At 70.3% G+C, this 16,594-nt stretch carries 16 protein-coding genes; 9 read left to right on the forward strand and 7 right to left on the reverse strand.

The window, feature by feature from the left end:
• Positions 1 to 172 precede the first annotated feature (172 nt).
• Genes Q0D75_RS15000 through Q0D75_RS15010 form a run of 3 tightly spaced genes read left to right on the forward strand, consistent with a single transcriptional unit; the run spans position 173 to position 3,246 of the window.
• The gene (locus tag Q0D75_RS15000; protein ID WP_291055036.1) at positions 173 to 1,150 is read left to right on the forward strand and encodes an EthD domain-containing protein; all 978 of its coding nucleotides are present in this window, start codon (positions 173 to 175) and stop codon (positions 1,148 to 1,150) included.
• A gap of 43 nt (positions 1,151 to 1,193) precedes the next feature.
• Positions 1,194 to 2,150: an oxygenase MpaB family protein gene (locus Q0D75_RS15005; protein WP_291055039.1), complete on the forward strand. Its 957-nt coding sequence runs from the start codon at positions 1,194 to 1,196 to the stop codon at positions 2,148 to 2,150.
• A 49-nt stretch (positions 2,151 to 2,199) separates the two neighbouring features.
• Complete coding sequence (locus Q0D75_RS15010; RefSeq protein ID WP_291055042.1) at positions 2,200 to 3,246, forward strand: cell wall-binding repeat-containing protein; 1,047 nt, start codon at positions 2,200 to 2,202, stop codon at positions 3,244 to 3,246.
• Here Q0D75_RS15010 and Q0D75_RS15015 read toward each other — a convergent pair.
• Complete coding sequence (locus tag Q0D75_RS15015) at positions 3,243 to 3,947, reverse strand: DUF1345 domain-containing protein (protein WP_291055045.1); 705 nt, start codon at positions 3,945 to 3,947, stop codon at positions 3,243 to 3,245. The two genes, Q0D75_RS15010 and Q0D75_RS15015, sit on opposite strands and share 4 nt — an antisense overlap.
• A 96-nt stretch (positions 3,948 to 4,043) precedes the next feature.
• Between Q0D75_RS15015 and Q0D75_RS15020 the strand changes: the two genes are divergently transcribed.
• Together Q0D75_RS15020 and Q0D75_RS15025 are read left to right on the forward strand one after the other, a co-directional pair.
• Complete coding sequence (locus Q0D75_RS15020; protein ID WP_291055047.1) at positions 4,044 to 4,424, forward strand: hypothetical protein; 381 nt, start codon at positions 4,044 to 4,046, stop codon at positions 4,422 to 4,424.
• Positions 4,425 to 4,543: 119 nt separating this feature from the next.
• Positions 4,544 to 5,836, forward strand: a complete 1,293-nt coding sequence (locus Q0D75_RS15025; protein ID WP_291055049.1) for a GNAT family N-acetyltransferase — start codon at positions 4,544 to 4,546, stop codon at positions 5,834 to 5,836.
• Positions 5,837 to 5,876: 40 nt separating this feature from the next.
• On the opposite strand, the gene Q0D75_RS15030 is transcribed toward Q0D75_RS15025, so the two are convergent.
• A complete protein-coding gene (locus Q0D75_RS15030) occupies positions 5,877 to 6,236 on the reverse strand; it encodes an MmcQ/YjbR family DNA-binding protein (protein WP_291055051.1) in 360 nt (119 codons plus the stop codon).
• A 112-nt stretch (positions 6,237 to 6,348) separates the two neighbouring features.
• Here Q0D75_RS15030 and Q0D75_RS15035 point away from each other — a divergent pair, with 112 nt between their 5' ends.
• Entirely contained in the window at positions 6,349 to 7,005 is a 657-nt protein-coding gene (locus tag Q0D75_RS15035; RefSeq protein WP_291055053.1) for a 3'-5' exonuclease, read from the forward strand.
• Here Q0D75_RS15035 and Q0D75_RS15040 read toward each other — a convergent pair.
• Positions 6,986 to 8,440 carry a cation:dicarboxylase symporter family transporter gene (locus tag Q0D75_RS15040; protein WP_291055056.1) on the reverse strand — a complete coding sequence of 485 codons (1,455 nt, stop codon included), beginning with the start codon at positions 8,438 to 8,440 and terminating at the stop codon, positions 6,986 to 6,988. The genes Q0D75_RS15035 and Q0D75_RS15040 overlap by 20 nt on opposite strands.
• Positions 8,441 to 8,642: 202 nt before the next feature.
• Between Q0D75_RS15040 and Q0D75_RS15045 the strand changes: the two genes are divergently transcribed.
• Positions 8,643 to 10,346, forward strand: a complete 1,704-nt coding sequence (locus Q0D75_RS15045; RefSeq protein WP_291055059.1) for an ATP-binding protein — start codon at positions 8,643 to 8,645, stop codon at positions 10,344 to 10,346.
• Complete coding sequence (locus Q0D75_RS15050) at positions 10,343 to 11,050, forward strand: response regulator (RefSeq protein WP_291055062.1); 708 nt, start codon at positions 10,343 to 10,345, stop codon at positions 11,048 to 11,050. Before Q0D75_RS15045 ends, Q0D75_RS15050 begins: the two co-directional genes overlap by 4 nt.
• Before the next feature lie 76 nt (positions 11,051 to 11,126).
• Here Q0D75_RS15050 and Q0D75_RS15055 read toward each other — a convergent pair whose 3' ends face one another.
• Positions 11,127 to 12,644, reverse strand: a complete 1,518-nt coding sequence (locus Q0D75_RS15055; RefSeq protein WP_291055065.1) for an MDR family MFS transporter — start codon at positions 12,642 to 12,644, stop codon at positions 11,127 to 11,129.
• Between the two features lie 173 nt (positions 12,645 to 12,817).
• On the reverse strand, positions 12,818 to 13,975 hold the full coding sequence (locus tag Q0D75_RS15060) for an MFS transporter (RefSeq protein WP_291055068.1): 1,158 nt from the start codon (positions 13,973 to 13,975) through the stop codon (positions 12,818 to 12,820).
• Positions 13,976 to 14,178: 203 nt separating this feature from the next.
• On the opposite strand from Q0D75_RS15060, the gene Q0D75_RS15065 reads away from it, so the two are divergent.
• Positions 14,179 to 14,616, forward strand: coding sequence for a MarR family transcriptional regulator (locus tag Q0D75_RS15065; RefSeq protein WP_291055071.1), 438 nt, complete (start codon positions 14,179 to 14,181; stop codon positions 14,614 to 14,616).
• A gap of 30 nt (positions 14,617 to 14,646) precedes the next feature.
• On the opposite strand, the gene Q0D75_RS15070 is transcribed toward Q0D75_RS15065, so the two are convergent.
• Entirely contained in the window at positions 14,647 to 15,423 is a 777-nt protein-coding gene (locus Q0D75_RS15070) for a fumarylacetoacetate hydrolase family protein (RefSeq protein WP_291055074.1), read from the reverse strand.
• A 53-nt stretch (positions 15,424 to 15,476) separates the two neighbouring features.
• Positions 15,477 to 16,589 carry a branched-chain amino acid aminotransferase gene (locus Q0D75_RS15075; RefSeq protein WP_291055077.1) on the reverse strand — a complete coding sequence of 371 codons (1,113 nt, stop codon included), beginning with the start codon at positions 16,587 to 16,589 and terminating at the stop codon, positions 15,477 to 15,479.
• Positions 16,590 to 16,594: the final 5 nt, after the last annotated feature.

The following is a 16,594-nucleotide window of genomic DNA, read 5'->3' on the forward strand; positions in this document are numbered from 1 at the left end:
GTCGGCATCACGGATGCGCGCACACCTGGTCCACTCTGCCCGGCCCGCCCCTCCCGGACAAGAACCCACGCCGCAGGGCCGCCCCTGTCCCGTTCAGCGGGCCGCTCGCTCGCCCCGGCCGGCGGCGCTGCATAGGGTCGTGTCATCCGATCCACCCGCGAAGGAGCGTTCCGTGGCCGAGTCCTCCCCCTGGCGTGCGAGCCGCCCGCCCCGCCGCGTCACCCCGTCGGACACCGATCTGTCGCACGACGGCCGGGATCCCGACGCCTTCCTCACGATGGTGAACACCCTGCGCCGCCGTCGCAGCGTTCCGGAGGACCTGTTCTACGAGTACTGGCGCGACGCCCACGTTCAGATCGCGGCCCGGCTGCCGGGCATCCATTCGCTCTTCACGCACTGGGTGGCCTTCGACGAGCAGGGCCGCTGGCCGCGGGTCGAGGGAATCGACGGCCGGCTTGCCGAAGAGCTGCGGTTCGACGGTGTGCCCGAGCCCACGTTCCTGACCGAGGCGGCGGTCGGCGACTTCGTGCAGAACATGGCTCCCCTGATGCAGGATGAGCGCAACATCTTCGAGGAGACGATCTCCTACCCGTCGCTCGGTGGGGGTTCACGCACCCTGGTCGACCGCCTGCCCGATCCGGCACCGGCCGGCGAGCAAGGGGTGCTGCGGATGCTGGTCTATCTGCGCCGCCGCGACACCGTGTCCCACGAAGACTTCCATGCCTGGATCCGCGACGAGTTCGCGCCGGCGCTCAGCGGCGACCCTCAGGTGCTGAAGCTCCGCCGCCATCTGCTCGAGCCCTACGACGACGACGCGGTGGTTCTGGATGCGGGCGCCGACTCGGTGTCGCATCGCAAGGCTCCGCACGATCAGTACCAGGCCATGATCGAGATCGTGTTCGCCGACGACGCGGGGCTCGACGCCTTCCGCTCCGGCCCGGTCTGGCAGGGGTCGATCGCCGCGCAGCAGCGGCACCTCGCCGCCACGCATCCCTTTCTCGCCACCCGCACCTACTGCATGCGGTTCAACGGCGAGCTGACGACCGCGGGCCTGCGCACGGCGGCGGTCGCCGAGCAGATCCAGGCGCTGTCGGCCGCCAACCAGCTCGACCCCGCCGTGCGCCGGCTCGTGCAGACCGGCTCCGTCTGACATCGCCCCCCGGCCACTCAGGTCAGCGGCTTACGCTCGCACGATGACCTCTGGAACGACGAGCACACGACGGCGTCGAGGCGGTACCACCGCGGCCCGCTGGCGGTCCCATCTGCTCTCGACGCTCTCGGGCCAGAGCGACGGGCGCCCCGAGTGGGTCGCGGCGATGGCCGACGGGGAGGATGCCGGCTACTTCGGCCCCGGGTCGGCCTCCTGGGCGGTGCACGGCGACATGGCCACGCTGGTGGCCGGCATCCGGGCCCTGCTCATGCAGACGCTGCACCCGGGCGCGATGGCAGGGGTGCACGACTGGTCGCGCTATCGCGAGGACCCCCTCGGCCGGCTCTCCGGAACCATCCGCTGGCTGGTGACGGTGACCTTCGCCGACACCGCCCTGGCGCAGCGCGAGTCGGGCCGCGTGGCGCACTTCCACGACCGGGTGCGTGGCGAGTACGTCGACGCCACCGGGGTGAGGCGCGCCTACTCGGCCGGCGATCCGGAGCTGCTCTCCTGGGTGCACCTGGTCTTCACCGACGCCTTCCTCGGCTGCCACACCCTCTGGGGCGGACCGATCCGCGGCGGTGCCGACGGCTACGTGCGCGAGTGGGCGACGGCGGGTGAGCTGATCGGGGTGGCCGATCCGCCCCGGAGCGCCGCCGAGCTGCGCGACCAGCTCGAGGCGTTCCGGCTGGCCGGGGTGCTGAAGAGCGACGAGCGCGTGGCGGAGGCCGTGCGCTTCATCCGCCGCCCGCCGCTGGCCCGGGGATTCCTTCCGGCCTACCGCATCCTCTTCGCCGGAGCCGTCGCCTCGCTGCGGCCGGAATACCGCCGGATGCTGGGCCTGCGCCGCTCCCCGCTCCCGGTCGTCTGGGCCACCGGCCGCGTGCTCGCGATCGTGCGCAGCTTCATGGGCCGAGCCTCCTCGTCGGAGGCCGCCGCCCTGTCCCGAATCCGCCGCCTCGAAGCCGACGGCAAATCGATCGCACCGCACTCGCTTTAATGATGTATTCTCACTTTACGTTTCCCGACGACCCCGAAGTGAGACCCCGATGCCTCGAAAGCCCTTGCTCGCCACGCTGCTCATCGGAGCCGCCGTGCTCACCCCCGTGGGAGCCGCGACCGCCACACCACACGAGGCCGCTCCTCGTGAGATCGTCCCGTTGTGCGTCGATTTTCCGGTCGAGCATCCGGGGGTGACGCGGATCGGCGGAGCCGATCGCTTCGCCCTCTCCGCAGCCGTATCCGCCAGCACGTTCATCGATAGCGGCGGCACCGTGTACATCGCCTCCGGAGCGACGTTCCCCGACGCACTGTCGGGCTCGGCGGCGGCGGGATTCGAGGGCGGCCCCGTCCTCCTCGTCACTCGAGACACGGTCTCCCCCCAGGTGAAGGCGGAACTGCAGCGCCTCAAGCCGCACAAGATCGTGGTGCTCGGAGGCGAGAACACCATCTCCCAGGCCCTCGAGTTCTCCCTCGAAGCCTATGCGCCGGAGATCGTCCGGCACGGCGGGGCCGACCGCTTCGAGGTCTCCGCGAAGATCGCGACGGCGACGTTCCAGCACGTGAGCTGGACAGCGTACGTGGCCACCGGATCCGGGTTCGCCGATGCCCTCTCGGCCTCGGCGGCGGCCGGTAACGATCGCGGCCCCGTCTTGCTCGTCGGCCAGGACTCGATCCCCACGGCAACCCTTCAGGCGTTGGCCGATGCGCCCGCACTGGATCGGATCGTAGTCGTCGGCGGCACGAACTCGATCAGCGATGCCGTCTTCACCCAGCTCGCCGCGATCGCCAGGACGACGCGAATCTCGGGCACCGACCGCTTCGCCGTGTCCGCAACGACCTCGGCCAAGACGTTCTGCGCAGACGCCCAGACGGTCTACGTCGCGTCCGGAGCCGTCTTCCCCGACGCGCTCTCGGGGTCGGCGGCGGCCATCCACGACGGCGCTCCCGTGCTGCTGGTCACCTCCGACACGATCCCCGCGCCCGTCGCCGCGGAACTTCGCCGCCTCAATCCGCAGGGGATCGTGGTGCTCGGCGGCCCCAACACGGTCTCCGACAAGGTGGTGAACGACCTCAAGGGGTACCTGCGGCCCTAGGCCGAGCCGACGCTCAGAATCGTGTTGAGGGCGAGCACCACGATCAGCCCGTTGAAGAAGAAGCTGAGCACCGAATGCACCGTCACCCGCCAGCGCAACCGGGTGCTCTGCACCTCGACATCGGAGGCGGCGAACGAGGTGCCGAGCGTGAACGAGAAGTAGACGAACTCGATCACCCCCGGCTGCGGCGTCGACGGAAAGCGCATGGGAGGCGCCTCCGACGCGGTAGCGGAGTAATACTGCTGCTGGTAGATCTGCGCGAACCCCCAGTGCAGCGATCCCCAGGCCAGGAGCATCGCCCACACGCCGATGACCGCCACCAGCACGCCGTAGGTCGGGTCCGAGCGCTCGGTCAGCACCTGGAAGGCCGCCACCAGGCCGATCACGGTGGCGAAGAAGGTGCCGGCGAACGACACGATCCGTGCGGGAAGGCTCATCTCCATCCGCGACGGCGGGAGAGCGGCGCTCCGCCGTCGCCGGCTCACGAGGGTGAGCACCACGACGGTCACCGTGCCGTAGACAGTGCCGAGCAGACACCACGACACGAGAGCGAAGATCGATGCCTCCGTCTGCTCCGAGAGGATGAACGCCACCCCGAACAGCAGCATCATCAGCTGTGCGGTCACGCTCAGCACGAAGGCGAGCACCAGCGGCCAGCGCCGCGGGCCACCGCGTTCGGGAGGGATGCTCGCGTGTGTCATCGACACGACCCTATGGGATGCGGCGGAACCGGTAGAGTTCTCTGTGAACGCGCGGGGCGGATCGCCACCCCGCGACGAGGTGAAGGAGCATCCCCGATGACGACAGTCCTGCTGCCGGAGGCGCCGCGCAAAGAGCTGCCGAAGCCGCTCAAGGGCGGCGTGTTCGTGATCTTCTGGCTGATCGCCCTCGCGCTCTGGATCATCGCCCCCAACATCGCCGACCCGCGCCTGGGCGCCTTCTTCATCGACACCGGCATCATGTTCGCCTCGGTCGGCTTCGCCACCGCGCAGATCAGCTCGATGGTGGCGTTCCGCAACACGCTGATCGCGGGAATCGTCGGCATCGCGTTCTTCGCGCTCGGCGACTTCCTCGAGATCACCGTGCTGAGCTACTTCCTGCGCATCTTCGTGCCGTTCGTCGCCCTGATGTCGGCACTGTACGCCGGCATCGGCCGTGTGAAGGTCTGGTACAGCTGAGCTGAGCCGCAAGGCCGGCCGAAGGCACGTTCTTCGGCCGATCAGAAGAACCGCGATTCTTCGACACCGGATGCTCCGTACAGCCCCGGATGCCGCGCCGCCGCTTGGTAGCGTCGGGCATGACCACCCCGCACATCCGTGATTTCCATCCCGACGACCTCGACGGCATCCTGCACCTCTGGGAGCAGGCCCGGCTGAGCGACGGCGAGCCCGTGTACGCGCTCTCCGAAGTGATCGCGTCCTGCCAGATCGACCACGCCGTGGTGGCCGTCGAAGGCGAGCGGATCGTCGGCGCCGCCGTCGGTCGCGCCGCCCACGCGCAGGGCTGGATCGTGTTCTTCGCCACCGACGCCTCGGTGCGCGACTCGGGTGTCGGCGCCCGGATGCTGGCCGCGCTCGAGCGCCACATGGCCCCGCTCGGCCTCGCCAAGCTCTCGGCGCTCATGCCCGAGTCCCAGGCCCGGCTCGACGACTTCACCGAGCAGGGCTTCGAACTCAAGCGCAACCTGCGCTACGTCGAACGCGAGCTGCCCGTGCAGCGCGAGGAGCTGCTGGTGCTGCGCGAGCTCGGCGGGCGCCTGCTCCCCCGGGGCCTGTGGGATGCCGTCGGCGGCATGCAGAAGGAGAAGGAGATGCTCGAGCTGCGACTGGTCACCCCGCTCGCCGAGCCCGACCTCGCCGAGCGTTTCGGCGTGGTGCCGCCGCGTGCCGTGATGCTGTTCGGCCCTCCGGGAACCGGGAAGACCACGTTCGCCAAAGCCGTGGCCTCGCGGCTGGAGTGGTCGTTCGTCGAAGTGTTCCCGTCCCGTCTGGCGGGCGACCCGAAGGGTCTCGCCGGCGCGCTCCGCGAGACCTTCCAGAAGATCTCCGAGCTCGAGCACGCCGTGGTGTTCATCGACGAGGTGGAGGAGATCGCCTCGCACCGGCAGGGCGAGCCACCGTCGCCCACGCAGGGCGTCACCAACGAGCTGCTGAAGCTGATCCCGGAGTTCCGCGAGCAGTCGGGGCGGCTGCTGATCTGCGCCACCAACTTCATCCGGGCGGTGGACGCCGCGTTCCTGCGCCACGGCCGCTTCGACTACGTGGTGCCGATCGGCCTGCCCGACACGGATGCCCGGCACGCCATCTGGGCGGGTTACCTGCCCCGCGACGTGGCCGCGTCGGTCGACGTGAGCGTGCTCGTGCAGCACACGGACGGCTTCACGCCGGCCGACATCGAGTTCTCGGCACGCAAGGCCTCCCAGGCCGCGCTCGAACGCGCTCTGCACGGCGGCGGATCATCCGCCGGCGCCGCTTCCGAGGGCCCGTCGACCGACGACTACCTCACCGCCGTGCGCTCCACCCGCCGCACGGTCTCCGACGACGTCGCCTCCGAGTTCCTCGAAGACATCGACCGCATCGCCCGGCTCTGAGCGGCTGCCGGGCGGACCGGCTCCCGGGCGGCGCAATCCCTCAGGGGCGCTTCGCCCGCGGCAGGCCGGCCACCACGAGGTCGTAGGAGTTCACGATCAGGTCGCTCACGAGGGCGGCATCCGAGCCCCGGCCGAGTGTCACGGTCACCCAGTGCTTCTTGTTCATGTGGTAGCCGGGGGTGATCCACGGATGATCGCGCACGAGCGCCTCGGCATGCGGCGGCGCCGCCTTCAGGGTGATGCGGCCGGGGTCGTCGTCGAGCGTGGCGATGGCGAAGACCTTGCCCACCACCTTCGCCACCGCCGTCTCCGGGCCGAAGGGGCGCTCGTCGGTGGTGGCGGGCAGGCCCGCGCACACCTCGAGCGCCTCCTGCAGGGTGAGGCCTGTCGCGCTGGTCATCCCCCGAGGCTACCTCGGTGACGGATGCCGGTGCAGCCCGTGCGGGGTGCCGGCGATGTCGGTGGGAGCGGTTAGCGTCGAGGGCGCACCAGTACCGAACGGAACGAGCACCATGGCACCCGGCGGATTCGCCACGATCGACTTCGAGACCAGCGGGCTCGCCCCGTCCCGCGGCGCCCGCGCCCTCGAGATCGCGGTCGTGCACTCCGATGCCGACGGCGTGATCACCGGGCGGTGGGACACGCTGATCAACGCCCACGGCCCGGTCGGGCCCACCTTCGTGCACCGCATCACGCGCGCCGCCCTCACGAACGCGCCCGACTTCGGCGCGATCGCACCCGAGCTGCTCGAGCTGCTCCGCGGGCGGGTGGTGGTGGCGCACAACGCCGGGTTCGACCTGCGATTCCTCGTCGCCGAACTCGAGCTGATCGGCTACCGCTTCGCCGCCGCCCCCGTCGCGCTCTGCACCCAGCGCCTGGCCCGCCAGTACCTGCCCGATTCCAGGCGCTCGCTCGCCCGGCTCTGCGAAGTGTTCGGCATCGATCTCACGGGCGCGCACCGCGCATCCGTCGACGCCTTCGCGACCGCCCAGCTGCTCGAGTGCTACCTCGCCAGCGCGCCCGACCGCTCGCTGTTCACCGCTCACCTGGCTCGCGCCGCCGCGGCGCCGTTCACGCCGCTGCCCTCGCGGGGCGCACAGTGGTACCCCCGCGAATCCGCGGGGGTACCCGAGGCCAGAAGGCCCGCGTTCAGCGCCGGGTCGTGGTGACCTCGCCGCCCACGATCGCGTTGAGCGCCGCGGTCGACGGCCGGGAGTCGACCGGCACCGCACCCGCACCCTCCTGCGCGACCTCGGCCGCCTCATCCGTTCCCAGGTGGTCGTCGACGCTCATGGTCGACTCGTCGAACGGCCGCTCGCCGGCGAGCACCGCCGTGAGCTGCTCGCGGTCCAGCTGCCGGGTCCAGGTGCCCACCAGCACGGTGGCCACGGCGTTCCCGGTGAAGTTGGTGAGCGCTCGCGCCTCCGACATGAAGCGGTCGATGCCCACGATCACACCCACGCCGTCGACGAGGTCGGGCCGGTGGGCCTGCAGGCCTCCCGCCAGCGTGGCGAGCCCCGCACCGGTCACTCCGGCGGCGCCCTTCGACGCGAGCATCATGAACAGCAGCAGCGAGATCTGCTCCCCCAGCGCCAGCGGAGTACCCATCGCGCTGGCGATGAACAGCGACGACATCGTGAGGTAGATGGCCGTACCGTCGAGGTTGAACGAGTAGCCGGTCGGCACCGTGATGCCCGCCACCGGCTTGGAGACGCCGATGTGCTCCATCTTGGCGATCAGCCGGGGCAGCGCCACCTCGCTCGACGACGTCGACACGATCAGCAGGTACTCGCGGGCCAGGTACTTCATCAGCCGGAAGATGTTGACGCGGGCCACCATCCACAGCAGCGAGCCGAGCACCACCACGATGAACAGCGCGCAGGTGATGTAGAACGCGATCATCAGGGTGCCGAGGCTCAGGATGGCCTGGAACCCGGTGTTGCCCACCACGGCGGCGATGGCGCCGAAGGCTCCGATCGGCGCGACCCACATGATCATCGAGAGGATGCGGAACACCAGCGCCTGGATCTGCCGGATCGCGCCCAGGATCGGCACCCCGCGCGGCCCCATCTTCTGCAGCGCGAAGCCCACCAGCAGGGCCACGAACAGCACCTGCAGGATGTTCCCGGCGGTCAGCGACGACAGCAGCGAGGTGGGGATGATGCCGAGCACGAACTCGGTGGGGGTGGCCGCCTCGGCGGAGTCGCCGGCGTCGTAGGTGCTGGCGCCGATGTTCAGGCCCTCACCGGGGTGGATGAGGTTGCCCACCACGAGGCCGATCGCCAGCGCGAAGGTCGACATCACGATGAAGTAGCCGAGCGCGAGCCCGCCCACCTTGCCGACGGTGGCGGCCTTCGCGATGGAACCGACCCCGAGCACGATCGTGCAGAAGATGATCGGCGCGATCATCATCTTGATCAGCCCCACGAAGGCGTCGCCGAGCGGCTTCAGCCCCACCGCGAAATCGGGGGCGAGCAGGCCGAGCGTCGCGCCCGAGACGACGGCCACGATCACCGCGATGTAGAGATAGTGCGAGGTGTCCAGCCGGCGGCGGGGTTTCCGGCCGGCCTCCCGGTTGCTCGACGACACTGTGCTCGACGACATGTGCTTCCCTCTTCCTTGAGTGCGGCCCGTCCAGGTGTTCGTCCTGGGGGTTCGGATGCGTTCCGCCCAGACTGCGGCGAGCGTCCCGGCTCGAGGGAGTTGTGTTCATACTGGTCGCGGCCGGATCGTGCTGCGATGCCGGAGCGCTGCCTACAGTAGGAACACGCGGCGACGGTGCCGCGCACGACGACAGGACCGACGGATGAGACGGTGGAGCATCGCGACGCGACTGCTGGCGTTGCAGTTCGTCGTCATCCTCGGCCTCACCGCCGCGGCCGTGGCTCTGATCTGGGCCGACGCCCGTGCCGATGTCGAGCGGGATGCGGCGGCCCGCAGTCTCGCCGTGGCGGAGACGATCGCGCAGGATCCGTTCACGCTGGAGGGCGTGACGAGCGCCGACCCCAGCGCGACCCTGCAGCCCTACGCCGTCGCCGTGATGGAGGCCACGGGGATCGATTTCGTCACGATCATGTCGACCGACGGCATCCGCTACACGCACCGCGACCCCGCCGAGATCGGCAAGCCGTTCCTCGGCACCATCGACCGCGCGCTGGCCGGCGAGGCGTTCACCGAGACTTACACCGGCACGCTCGGCCCCTCGGTGCGGGCCGTGGTGCCGATCGAGGACTCGAACGGCCAGGTACAGGCCCTGATCGCGGCGGGCATCACCGTGTCGAACACGCAGGTGGCGCTCGGCGGGCGGATCGGCACCGTGCTGATCGCGGCGGCACTCGCGCTGCTGGTCGGCGGAGCGGCGTCATGGGCGCTCAGCCGCTACCTCCGGCGGGTCACCGGCGGGCGCGGCGCCGAGGAGATGAGCCGGATGTTCGCCTACTACGAGGGGGTGCTGCACGCCATCGGAGAGGGTCTGGTGCTGCAAGACGACTCCCGCCGGGTGGTGCTCTACAACGACCGGGCCGCCGAGATGCTCGGGCTGCCCCCGATCGCCGCCCGGCGCGGAGGTCGCGCCGATCCGGTCCCCCTCGCCGATCTCGCGCTGACCGGCGCCGTCGCCGAGGTGCTGGCCGGCGTCGATCCGGTGGTCGATCAGATCCTGATCACGCCCACGCACGTGCTGGTGGTCGACCGCGACCGGATCGTGGCTCCCCGCGGCCGCGCCGGGGTGACCGGGTCGGGCCGGGCCGGGCGCGCGGGGCGGCGCAACGCGCCCGGGTTCGCCGGCACGGTCACCACCGTGCGCGACCACACCAAGCTGCAAGAGCTCACGGGCGAGCTCGCCACCCTCACCACGCTCTCGGATGCGCTCCGCTCGCAGGCGCACGAGTTCGCGAACCGGCTGCACACGATGATCGCCCTGATCGAACTGGATCGCCCCGCGGAGGCGGCCGAACTCGCCGCCGGGGAGCTGGGCCTCAGCCAGCAGCTGGCCGATCGCATCCTGACCGCCATCGACGAGCCGGTGCTGATGGCCCTGCTGCTCGGCAAGTCGGCGCAGGCCGCCGAGCGCGGGATCGCGCTCGAGGTGTCGATCCCCGAGCCGCTCACCGGGGGTTCCGTTCCGCCGCGTGAGCTGATCACGATCGTCGGCAACCTCCTCGACAACGCGATGGATGCCGTGGGGGCAGCGGGAGCAGTGGGCGGCGACGCCGTTCCCGGTGCGCCGAACGGACGCGTGACCGTGACGGTGCAGCCGTTGCCGGCCCCGGATGCGGGCCTGCGCATCGAGGTCTCCGACAGCGGGCCGGGGCCGGATCCGCAGGTCGCGGCCACGATGTTCGATCTGGGCCGCACCACCAAGGCGGGCGACAGCCACGGCATCGGCCTGGCTCTGGCCCGTCAGGCCGTGAACCGCCTGCACGGCTCGCTCCGCGTGGACGGATCGGCCTTCACCGTCACGCTGCCGAACACCGTGGAGCCCGCGCGCACCCCGGTGGGACGCCCGTGAGCGGCCCGGAGCCGGCCCTGCGCGTGCTCGTGGTGGAGGACGAGCCGCTCACCGCCGAGGCGCACGCGGCCTATCTGGGCCGGCTCGAGGGCTTCGAGGTGGCGGGGATCGCTCACACGGGGCACGAGGCGATCCGACTGCTGCGAGACGGGATCGACGCACCCGTCGACCTGATCCTGCTCGACGTGAACCTGCCCGACACCACCGGGATCGACCTGTGCCGGCGGCTTCGGGCAGCCGGCATCGAGACGGACGTCATCGCGGTGACCGCCGTGCGCGACGCCGCGGTGGTGCGCAGTGCGGTCTCGCTCGGCATCGTGCAGTACCTGATCAAGCCCTTCGGCTTCGCGCTGTTCGCCGAGAAGCTGCGGGCCTACCGGGAGTTCCACGACCGGATCGGCGCCTCGGCCGTGACCGACCAGCAGGAGGTCGACTCCACCTTCGCGGCGCTCCGTCCGACCTCCGGCGCGCCGCTGCCCAAAGGCCTGACCGGGGAGACGCTCGACCGCATCCGCGCTCAGCTCCGGTCCGCCGCACCGAGCGGCCTCTCCGCGGCCGAACTCGGCGCGCAACTCGCCCTCTCGCGCGTCACGGCCCGCCGGTACCTCGAGCACCTCACCAGCACCGGAGCCGCCGAGCGCGCTCAGCGCTACGGCACCCCCGGCCGCCCCGAGGTGGAGTATCGGGCGTCAGCCCACCCCTGACGGTGGCACGAGCACGGCCCCGCGAAGATGACCGGCGCAGACGGCCGCACGATGACGGGCGGCGGATGCGACCGGCTCAGTGACCGATCGGCACGCCCTGGGCGGCTCCCCCGGCCTCCGATTCGAGCAGCTCGTCATCGCCGTGCTCCGACTCCGGCGGGCGACGCACGAAGAACGAGGCCACGACGCCGGCCAGCGAGATGATCGCGCCGCACAGGAACGCCGCCTGGATGCCGGCCGCCGAGGAGGTGACCTGGCTCGCGCCGGTGGCCAGCTGGGTGACGGTGACACCCGACATCACGGCGATGAACAGCGCGGTGCCGGCAGCGCCGGCCAGCTGCTGCACGGTGCCGATGATCGCCGAGCCGTGCGAGTACAACCGCGGGCGCAGCGACCCGAGGCCCGCGGTGAACAGCGGCGTGAACATGAAGGCGAGACCCACCGACAGCGTGATGTGCGCGGCCAGCACGAACCACATCGAGGTGTTCTCGTTCACCATGGTGAGGGCCCAGAGCACCCCGCTCACGATGATCGCGCCGGGGATGACGAGGGGGCGAGGGCCGTACTTGTCGTACAGGCGCCCCACGAACGGCGCCAGGGCGCCCATCACGAGACCGCCCGGCAACAGCAGCAGACCGGTGGTCAGCGCGTCGAGCTGCAGCACGTTCTGCATGAAGAACGGCAGCACGATGATGGTGCCGAACAAAGCCATCATGCTCACGGCCATCAGCGTGACGGCGACCGTGAAGGTGCGCGAGCGGAAGGTGCGCAGATCCAGCAACGCCCGATCCGAGCGCTGGAGTGCCACCTGACGCAGAACGAAGGCGGCGAGCGCCAGCAGCCCCACGATCAGCGGCAGCCAGCTCGACACGAAGGTCGCGGTGGCCCCGCCGATGTTGCTGAGGCCGTACACCAGCCCACCGAACCCGAACGCGGAGAGGATGACCGAGAACACGTCGATCGGCACCGATCGCGGCTCGGTGACGTTCTTGACCTTGAGGAACCCGAGCACGAGCGATCCGATGGCGATGGGCAGCACGAGGATGAACATCCAGCGCCACGACAACGTGCTGAGGATGATGCCCGAGATGGTGGGCCCGATCGCCGGAGCCACCGAGATGACGATCGAGATGTTGCCCATCGTGCGCCCGCGCACGGCCGGCGGCACCAGGGTCATCACGGTGGTCATCAGCAGCGGCATCATGATGGCCGTTCCACTGGCCTGCACGACGCGCGCCACCAGCAGCACCTCGAAGCCGGGAGCCATGGCCGCGATCAGGGTTCCGATGCTGAACAGCGTCATGGCGGCGATGAAGATGGGCCGCGTGTTGAAGCGCTGCAGCAGGAAGCCGGTGATGGGGATGACCACCGCCATCGTGAGCATGAAGGCCGTCGACAGCCACTGCGCGGCCACCTCGGTGATGTTCAGGTCGACCACCAGGTGCGGGATGGCCACGCCCATGATGGTCTCATTCAGGATGACCACGAACGCCGAGACCAGCAGCAGGTTGATGACGAGCTTGTTGCGGCGTTCGACCTGCGCGCCGGAATCACCCGCCGGCTCGGCGAGGGTGGTGGAGGAGGTGTCGGTCACGGAGATCCTGTCGATGAGGGCGGGACGAGGTGGGGAGAGAGCGGGAGAGCAACGCGTGCTCTCAGGGGTGAACACGATCCGTAGTCTTCCGTATTCCACCGACATCCGGATCGGGGGCGGTCACGCCCTCGGACGATCAATGTGAACAGCGTACACATTGAAGTCCGTCCCGTTCAAGGCCCCGGCCTCCGCCCGGCGAGCAGCCGGAGTCCCACCACGGCGGCCAGGGCGGCCACGAGACACATCCCGATCACCGTCCCGAGCGTCGCAGCCCAGCCGAGAGCGTCGTAGACGAGCCCGACGGCCCAGCCGAAGAAGGCGGTGCCGCCGAGCCAGGAGAGCTGGTAGATCGCGGTGGCCTGCGCGCGGCCCACGCGCGCCATCCGGCCGCTCAGCCCACTGGCCACGGGATGCGCACTGAAGCAGCCGACCGTGAACACCACGAGCCCCAGGATGGCCACCAGCAGGACGCCGCTGGAGAGCAGCAGGGCGCCCGCGATCATCACCGCGATCCCGCAGAGCATCACCCGCAGCGGGCCGAACCGGCGCACCAGAGAGCCCGAGACGCGGCTGGCGACGGTTCCGGCCAGGTAGGCCAGGAACAGCAGGCTCACCAGCGCCTCCGGCACGAAGAACGGGCTGCCCACCACGTGGAAGCTGAAGTAGTTGTACACCACGGCGAACGCGCCCATCAGCAGGAAGCCCTGCGCGAACAGCGCCAGCATCGTCGGGTCGCCGAGGTTCGCGAAGACCCGCCGCCCGAGCGTCGGCCCGCCGGCCGGCGCCGGCCGGAATCCCCGCGCCTCGGGCACCAGCAGGCAGAACGCGAGGGCGGCCAGGGCACCGAGCACGGCCACCGCCTCGAGCCCGATCCGCCAGCCCACCGATTCCGCCAGAGGACCGGCCACCAGCCGGCCCACGATGCCGCCGATCGTGTTGCCGGCCACGTAGGTGCCGGCGGCCACCGACACCCAGTCGACGTGCAGTTCCTCCGCCAGGTACGCCACGGCCACCGCGGGCACGGCGCCGAGAGCCAGCCCCACGAGCCCCCTGGCCAGCAGCAGGGTCTGGAAGGTCGGCATGAGCGGCACCGTGAACGAGATGACGGTCGCGGCGACCAGCGAGATCTTCATCGCCTTGGTGCGGCCGATCCGGTCGGCGACGGATGCCCAGGGCAGCACCGAGATCGCCAGGCCGATGGTCGTGGCCGAGACCGTCAGGGCCGCCGTGGCAGAGGAGATGCCGAGATCGGTCCGCAGTGCCGGCAGCACCGCCTGGGCATCGAACACCTGCGCGAAGGTGGCGAAGCCGGCCGCGAACAGGGCGAACACGATACGACGATAGGCGCGCTCCCCGCGCCGGAAACCGCGCCAGCCGGATCCTGATCCCGAAGCACCGCGCGAATTCACCTGGCCAGCTTGCCATGCCGAGGGCGGGGCCCTCGAATCGGCCGGCCGCGGGGCCTCTCCCCTGATGCTTGCGCGATGTGAAAGACTTCTCGCACTCCTCCCCGCCGGCGACCGAAGGCCTTCCGATGACTGAACACAGCGAATCCGAACTCGCCGAGATCGCTGCCCGGCTCGCCCTGTCGGTCGGCCGGCTGAACCGCCGCATCCGGGCGAGCAGTGCGCTGACGCCGGGCCAGGTGTCCGCGCTGGCCACGATCGTGCGCTGCGGCCCGATCCGTCCGGGCGATGTCGCCCGCATCGAGAACGTCGCCGCCCCCACGGTCACGCGCCTGCTCGCCGATCTGGAGAACCGCGCGCTGGTCACCCGCAGCGCCGATCCCGACGACGGCCGCTCCTTCTTCGTCGAAGGCACCGCCGCCGGCGCCGAGGCCATCGACCAGGCTCGCGCCGAGCGCGCCGAGCGGGTGCTCGCCGTGTTCGAGGAGCTCGACGCCGATCAGATCGACCGGATCGCCGCCGCCCTCGATGCCCTGGACATCGCCGCCGGTCTCACCCGCGAGTAGGCGCGTGCTGCCGGCGGACGCTCGCCGGGACTAGACGAAGGGGTTGGCCAGCACGCCGATGCCTGAGATCTCCACCTCGACGGTGTCGCCCGACTCCATCGAGCCGATGCCCGCGGGGGTGCCGGTGAGGATGACGTCGCCCGGCAGCAGCGTGAACACCGCGGAGGCGTACTCCACGATCGCAGCCACGCCGTGGATCATGTCGGTCAGCGGAGCGCTCTGCTTGAGCACGCCGTTCAGGCGCGTCTCGACGGTCGAGGCCGCGAGGTCGAACTCCGTCTCGATCACGGGGCCGAGCGGGCAGAAGGTGTCGAAGCCCTTCGCCCGCGCCCACTGACCGTCGCTCTTCTGCAGGTCGCGCGCGGTCACGTCGTTCGCCACGGTGTAGCCGAAGATCACGCTCGCCGCATCCGCCGCCGCCACGTTTTTCGCCACCGAGCCGATCACGATCGCCAGCTCGCCCTCGTAGTCGACGCGGTTCGACTGCCGGGGCCGCACGATGCGGTCACCCGGGCCGATCACCGAGGTGTTCGGCTTGAGGAACAGCAGCGGCTCCTTCGGGGCCTCGCCGCCACCCATCTCAGCCACGTGGTCACGGTAGTTCTTGCCCACGGCGACCACCTTGGAGCGCGGGATGACCGGCGCCAGCAGGGTGGCGTCGGCGAGCGGAACCCGCTCCCCCGTGGTGTCGAACCCGGCGTACATGGGGTCGCCGTTCAGCACCACGAGGTCGGTGCCCCCGGCCTCGTTCTGGTCGAGAATGCCGAAGTTGATGGTGCCCTGATGGCTGAACCGTGCGATCTTCATGCCTCAACCCTACGGCGACGGCACCGCGCCGCCCACCGGCCGCACCGCTCCGGTCAGGCGTCCAGCCGGGTGAGCCACCCGTGGCGGTCGGCGATGCGGCCGTACTGGATGTCGGTGAGCTCCTGGCGGATCGACATGGTGAGCTCGCCGGCGGCCGCGTTCTCGTCGCCGATGGTCTCTCCGGGCGACTTGAGCGCCGAGATCGGCGTGATGACCGCTGCGGTGCCGCAGGCGAACACCTCGGTGATCTCGCCGGATGCCACACCCTCGCGCCATTCGTCGATGGTCACGTCGCGCTCCTCCACCGTCAGCCCGCGGTCCTTCGCGAGCTGGATGATGCTGTCGCGCGTGATGCCCTCGAGGATCGTGCCGGTGAGGCGCGGGGTGACGATCTTCCCGCCCTGGTGCACGAAGAACACGTTCATGCCGCCGAGCTCGTCGACGTGCTCGCCGGTCTCGCCGTCGAGGAAGAGCACCTGGGCGCATCCGTTCTCGTACGCCTCCTGCTGGGGCAGCAGCGAGGCCGCGTAGTTGCCGCCGCACTTGGCCGCGCCCGTGCCGCCGCGGCCGGCGCGCGAGTACTCGGTCGAGAGCCAGATCGACACCGGTGAGACACCGCCCGAGAAGTACGCGCCCGCGGGGCTGGCGATCACGTAGTAGCCCACCTTCTGGGAGGGCCGCACACCGAGGAACGACTCGTTCGCGATCATGAACGGGCGGATGTACAGGCTCGTCTCGGGCGCGCTGGGCACCCAGCTGCCATCCACCGCGATGAGCTGCTTCAGCGACTCCACGAAGTCCTCGGTGGCGAGCTCGGGCAGCGCGAGGCGGCGGGCGGAGCGCTGCAGGCGCTCGGCGTTCTTCTCGGGGCGGAAGGTCCAGATCGAGCCGTCGGCGTGACGGTACGCCTTCAGGCCCTCGAAGATCTCCTGCGCGTAGTGCAGCACGGCCGCGGAGGGGTCCAGCAGCAGCGGGCCGTACGGGATGACCTCGGCGTCGTGCCAGCCGTCGGCGATCGTCCAGTCGATCTTCACCATGTGGTCGGTGAAGTGCTTTCCGAAGCCGGGGTCGGACAGGATGACCTCGCGCTCGGCCTCGTCACGCGCATCCTGCGACGGCGTGAGCTCGAACCGGAGGGGGAAGGTGGAGGTCGGTGCGATGGTCATGGTCT

The sequence above is a fragment of the Herbiconiux sp. genome (assembly GCF_023264855.1).
Classification (GTDB): domain Bacteria; phylum Actinomycetota; class Actinomycetes; order Actinomycetales; family Microbacteriaceae; genus Herbiconiux.

Excerpts from the sequence above, each read along its gene's own strand:
- Q0D75_RS15040 (WP_291055056.1), bottom strand. The coding sequence starts at position 8,440 with ATGTCGTCGAGCACAGTGTCGTCGAGCAACCGGGAGGCCGGCCGGAAA.
- Q0D75_RS15065 (WP_291055071.1), top strand. The coding sequence starts at position 14,179 with ATGACTGAACACAGCGAATCCGAACTCGCCGAGATCGCTGCCCGGCTC.
- Q0D75_RS15020 (WP_291055047.1), top strand. The coding sequence starts at position 4,044 with ATGACGACAGTCCTGCTGCCGGAGGCGCCGCGCAAAGAGCTGCCGAAG.
- Q0D75_RS15025 (WP_291055049.1), top strand. The coding sequence starts at position 4,544 with ATGACCACCCCGCACATCCGTGATTTCCATCCCGACGACCTCGACGGC.
- Q0D75_RS15035 (WP_291055053.1), top strand. The coding sequence starts at position 6,349 with ATGGCACCCGGCGGATTCGCCACGATCGACTTCGAGACCAGCGGGCTC.
- Q0D75_RS15045 (WP_291055059.1), top strand. The coding sequence starts at position 8,643 with ATGAGACGGTGGAGCATCGCGACGCGACTGCTGGCGTTGCAGTTCGTC.
- Q0D75_RS15005 (WP_291055039.1), top strand. The coding sequence starts at position 1,194 with ATGACCTCTGGAACGACGAGCACACGACGGCGTCGAGGCGGTACCACC.
- Q0D75_RS15015 (WP_291055045.1), bottom strand. The coding sequence starts at position 3,947 with ATGACACACGCGAGCATCCCTCCCGAACGCGGTGGCCCGCGGCGCTGG.
- Q0D75_RS15075 (WP_291055077.1), bottom strand. The coding sequence starts at position 16,589 with ATGACCATCGCACCGACCTCCACCTTCCCCCTCCGGTTCGAGCTCACG.
- Q0D75_RS15030 (WP_291055051.1), bottom strand. The coding sequence starts at position 6,236 with ATGACCAGCGCGACAGGCCTCACCCTGCAGGAGGCGCTCGAGGTGTGC.
- Q0D75_RS15010 (WP_291055042.1), top strand. The coding sequence starts at position 2,200 with ATGCCTCGAAAGCCCTTGCTCGCCACGCTGCTCATCGGAGCCGCCGTG.
- Q0D75_RS15070 (WP_291055074.1), bottom strand. The coding sequence starts at position 15,423 with ATGAAGATCGCACGGTTCAGCCATCAGGGCACCATCAACTTCGGCATT.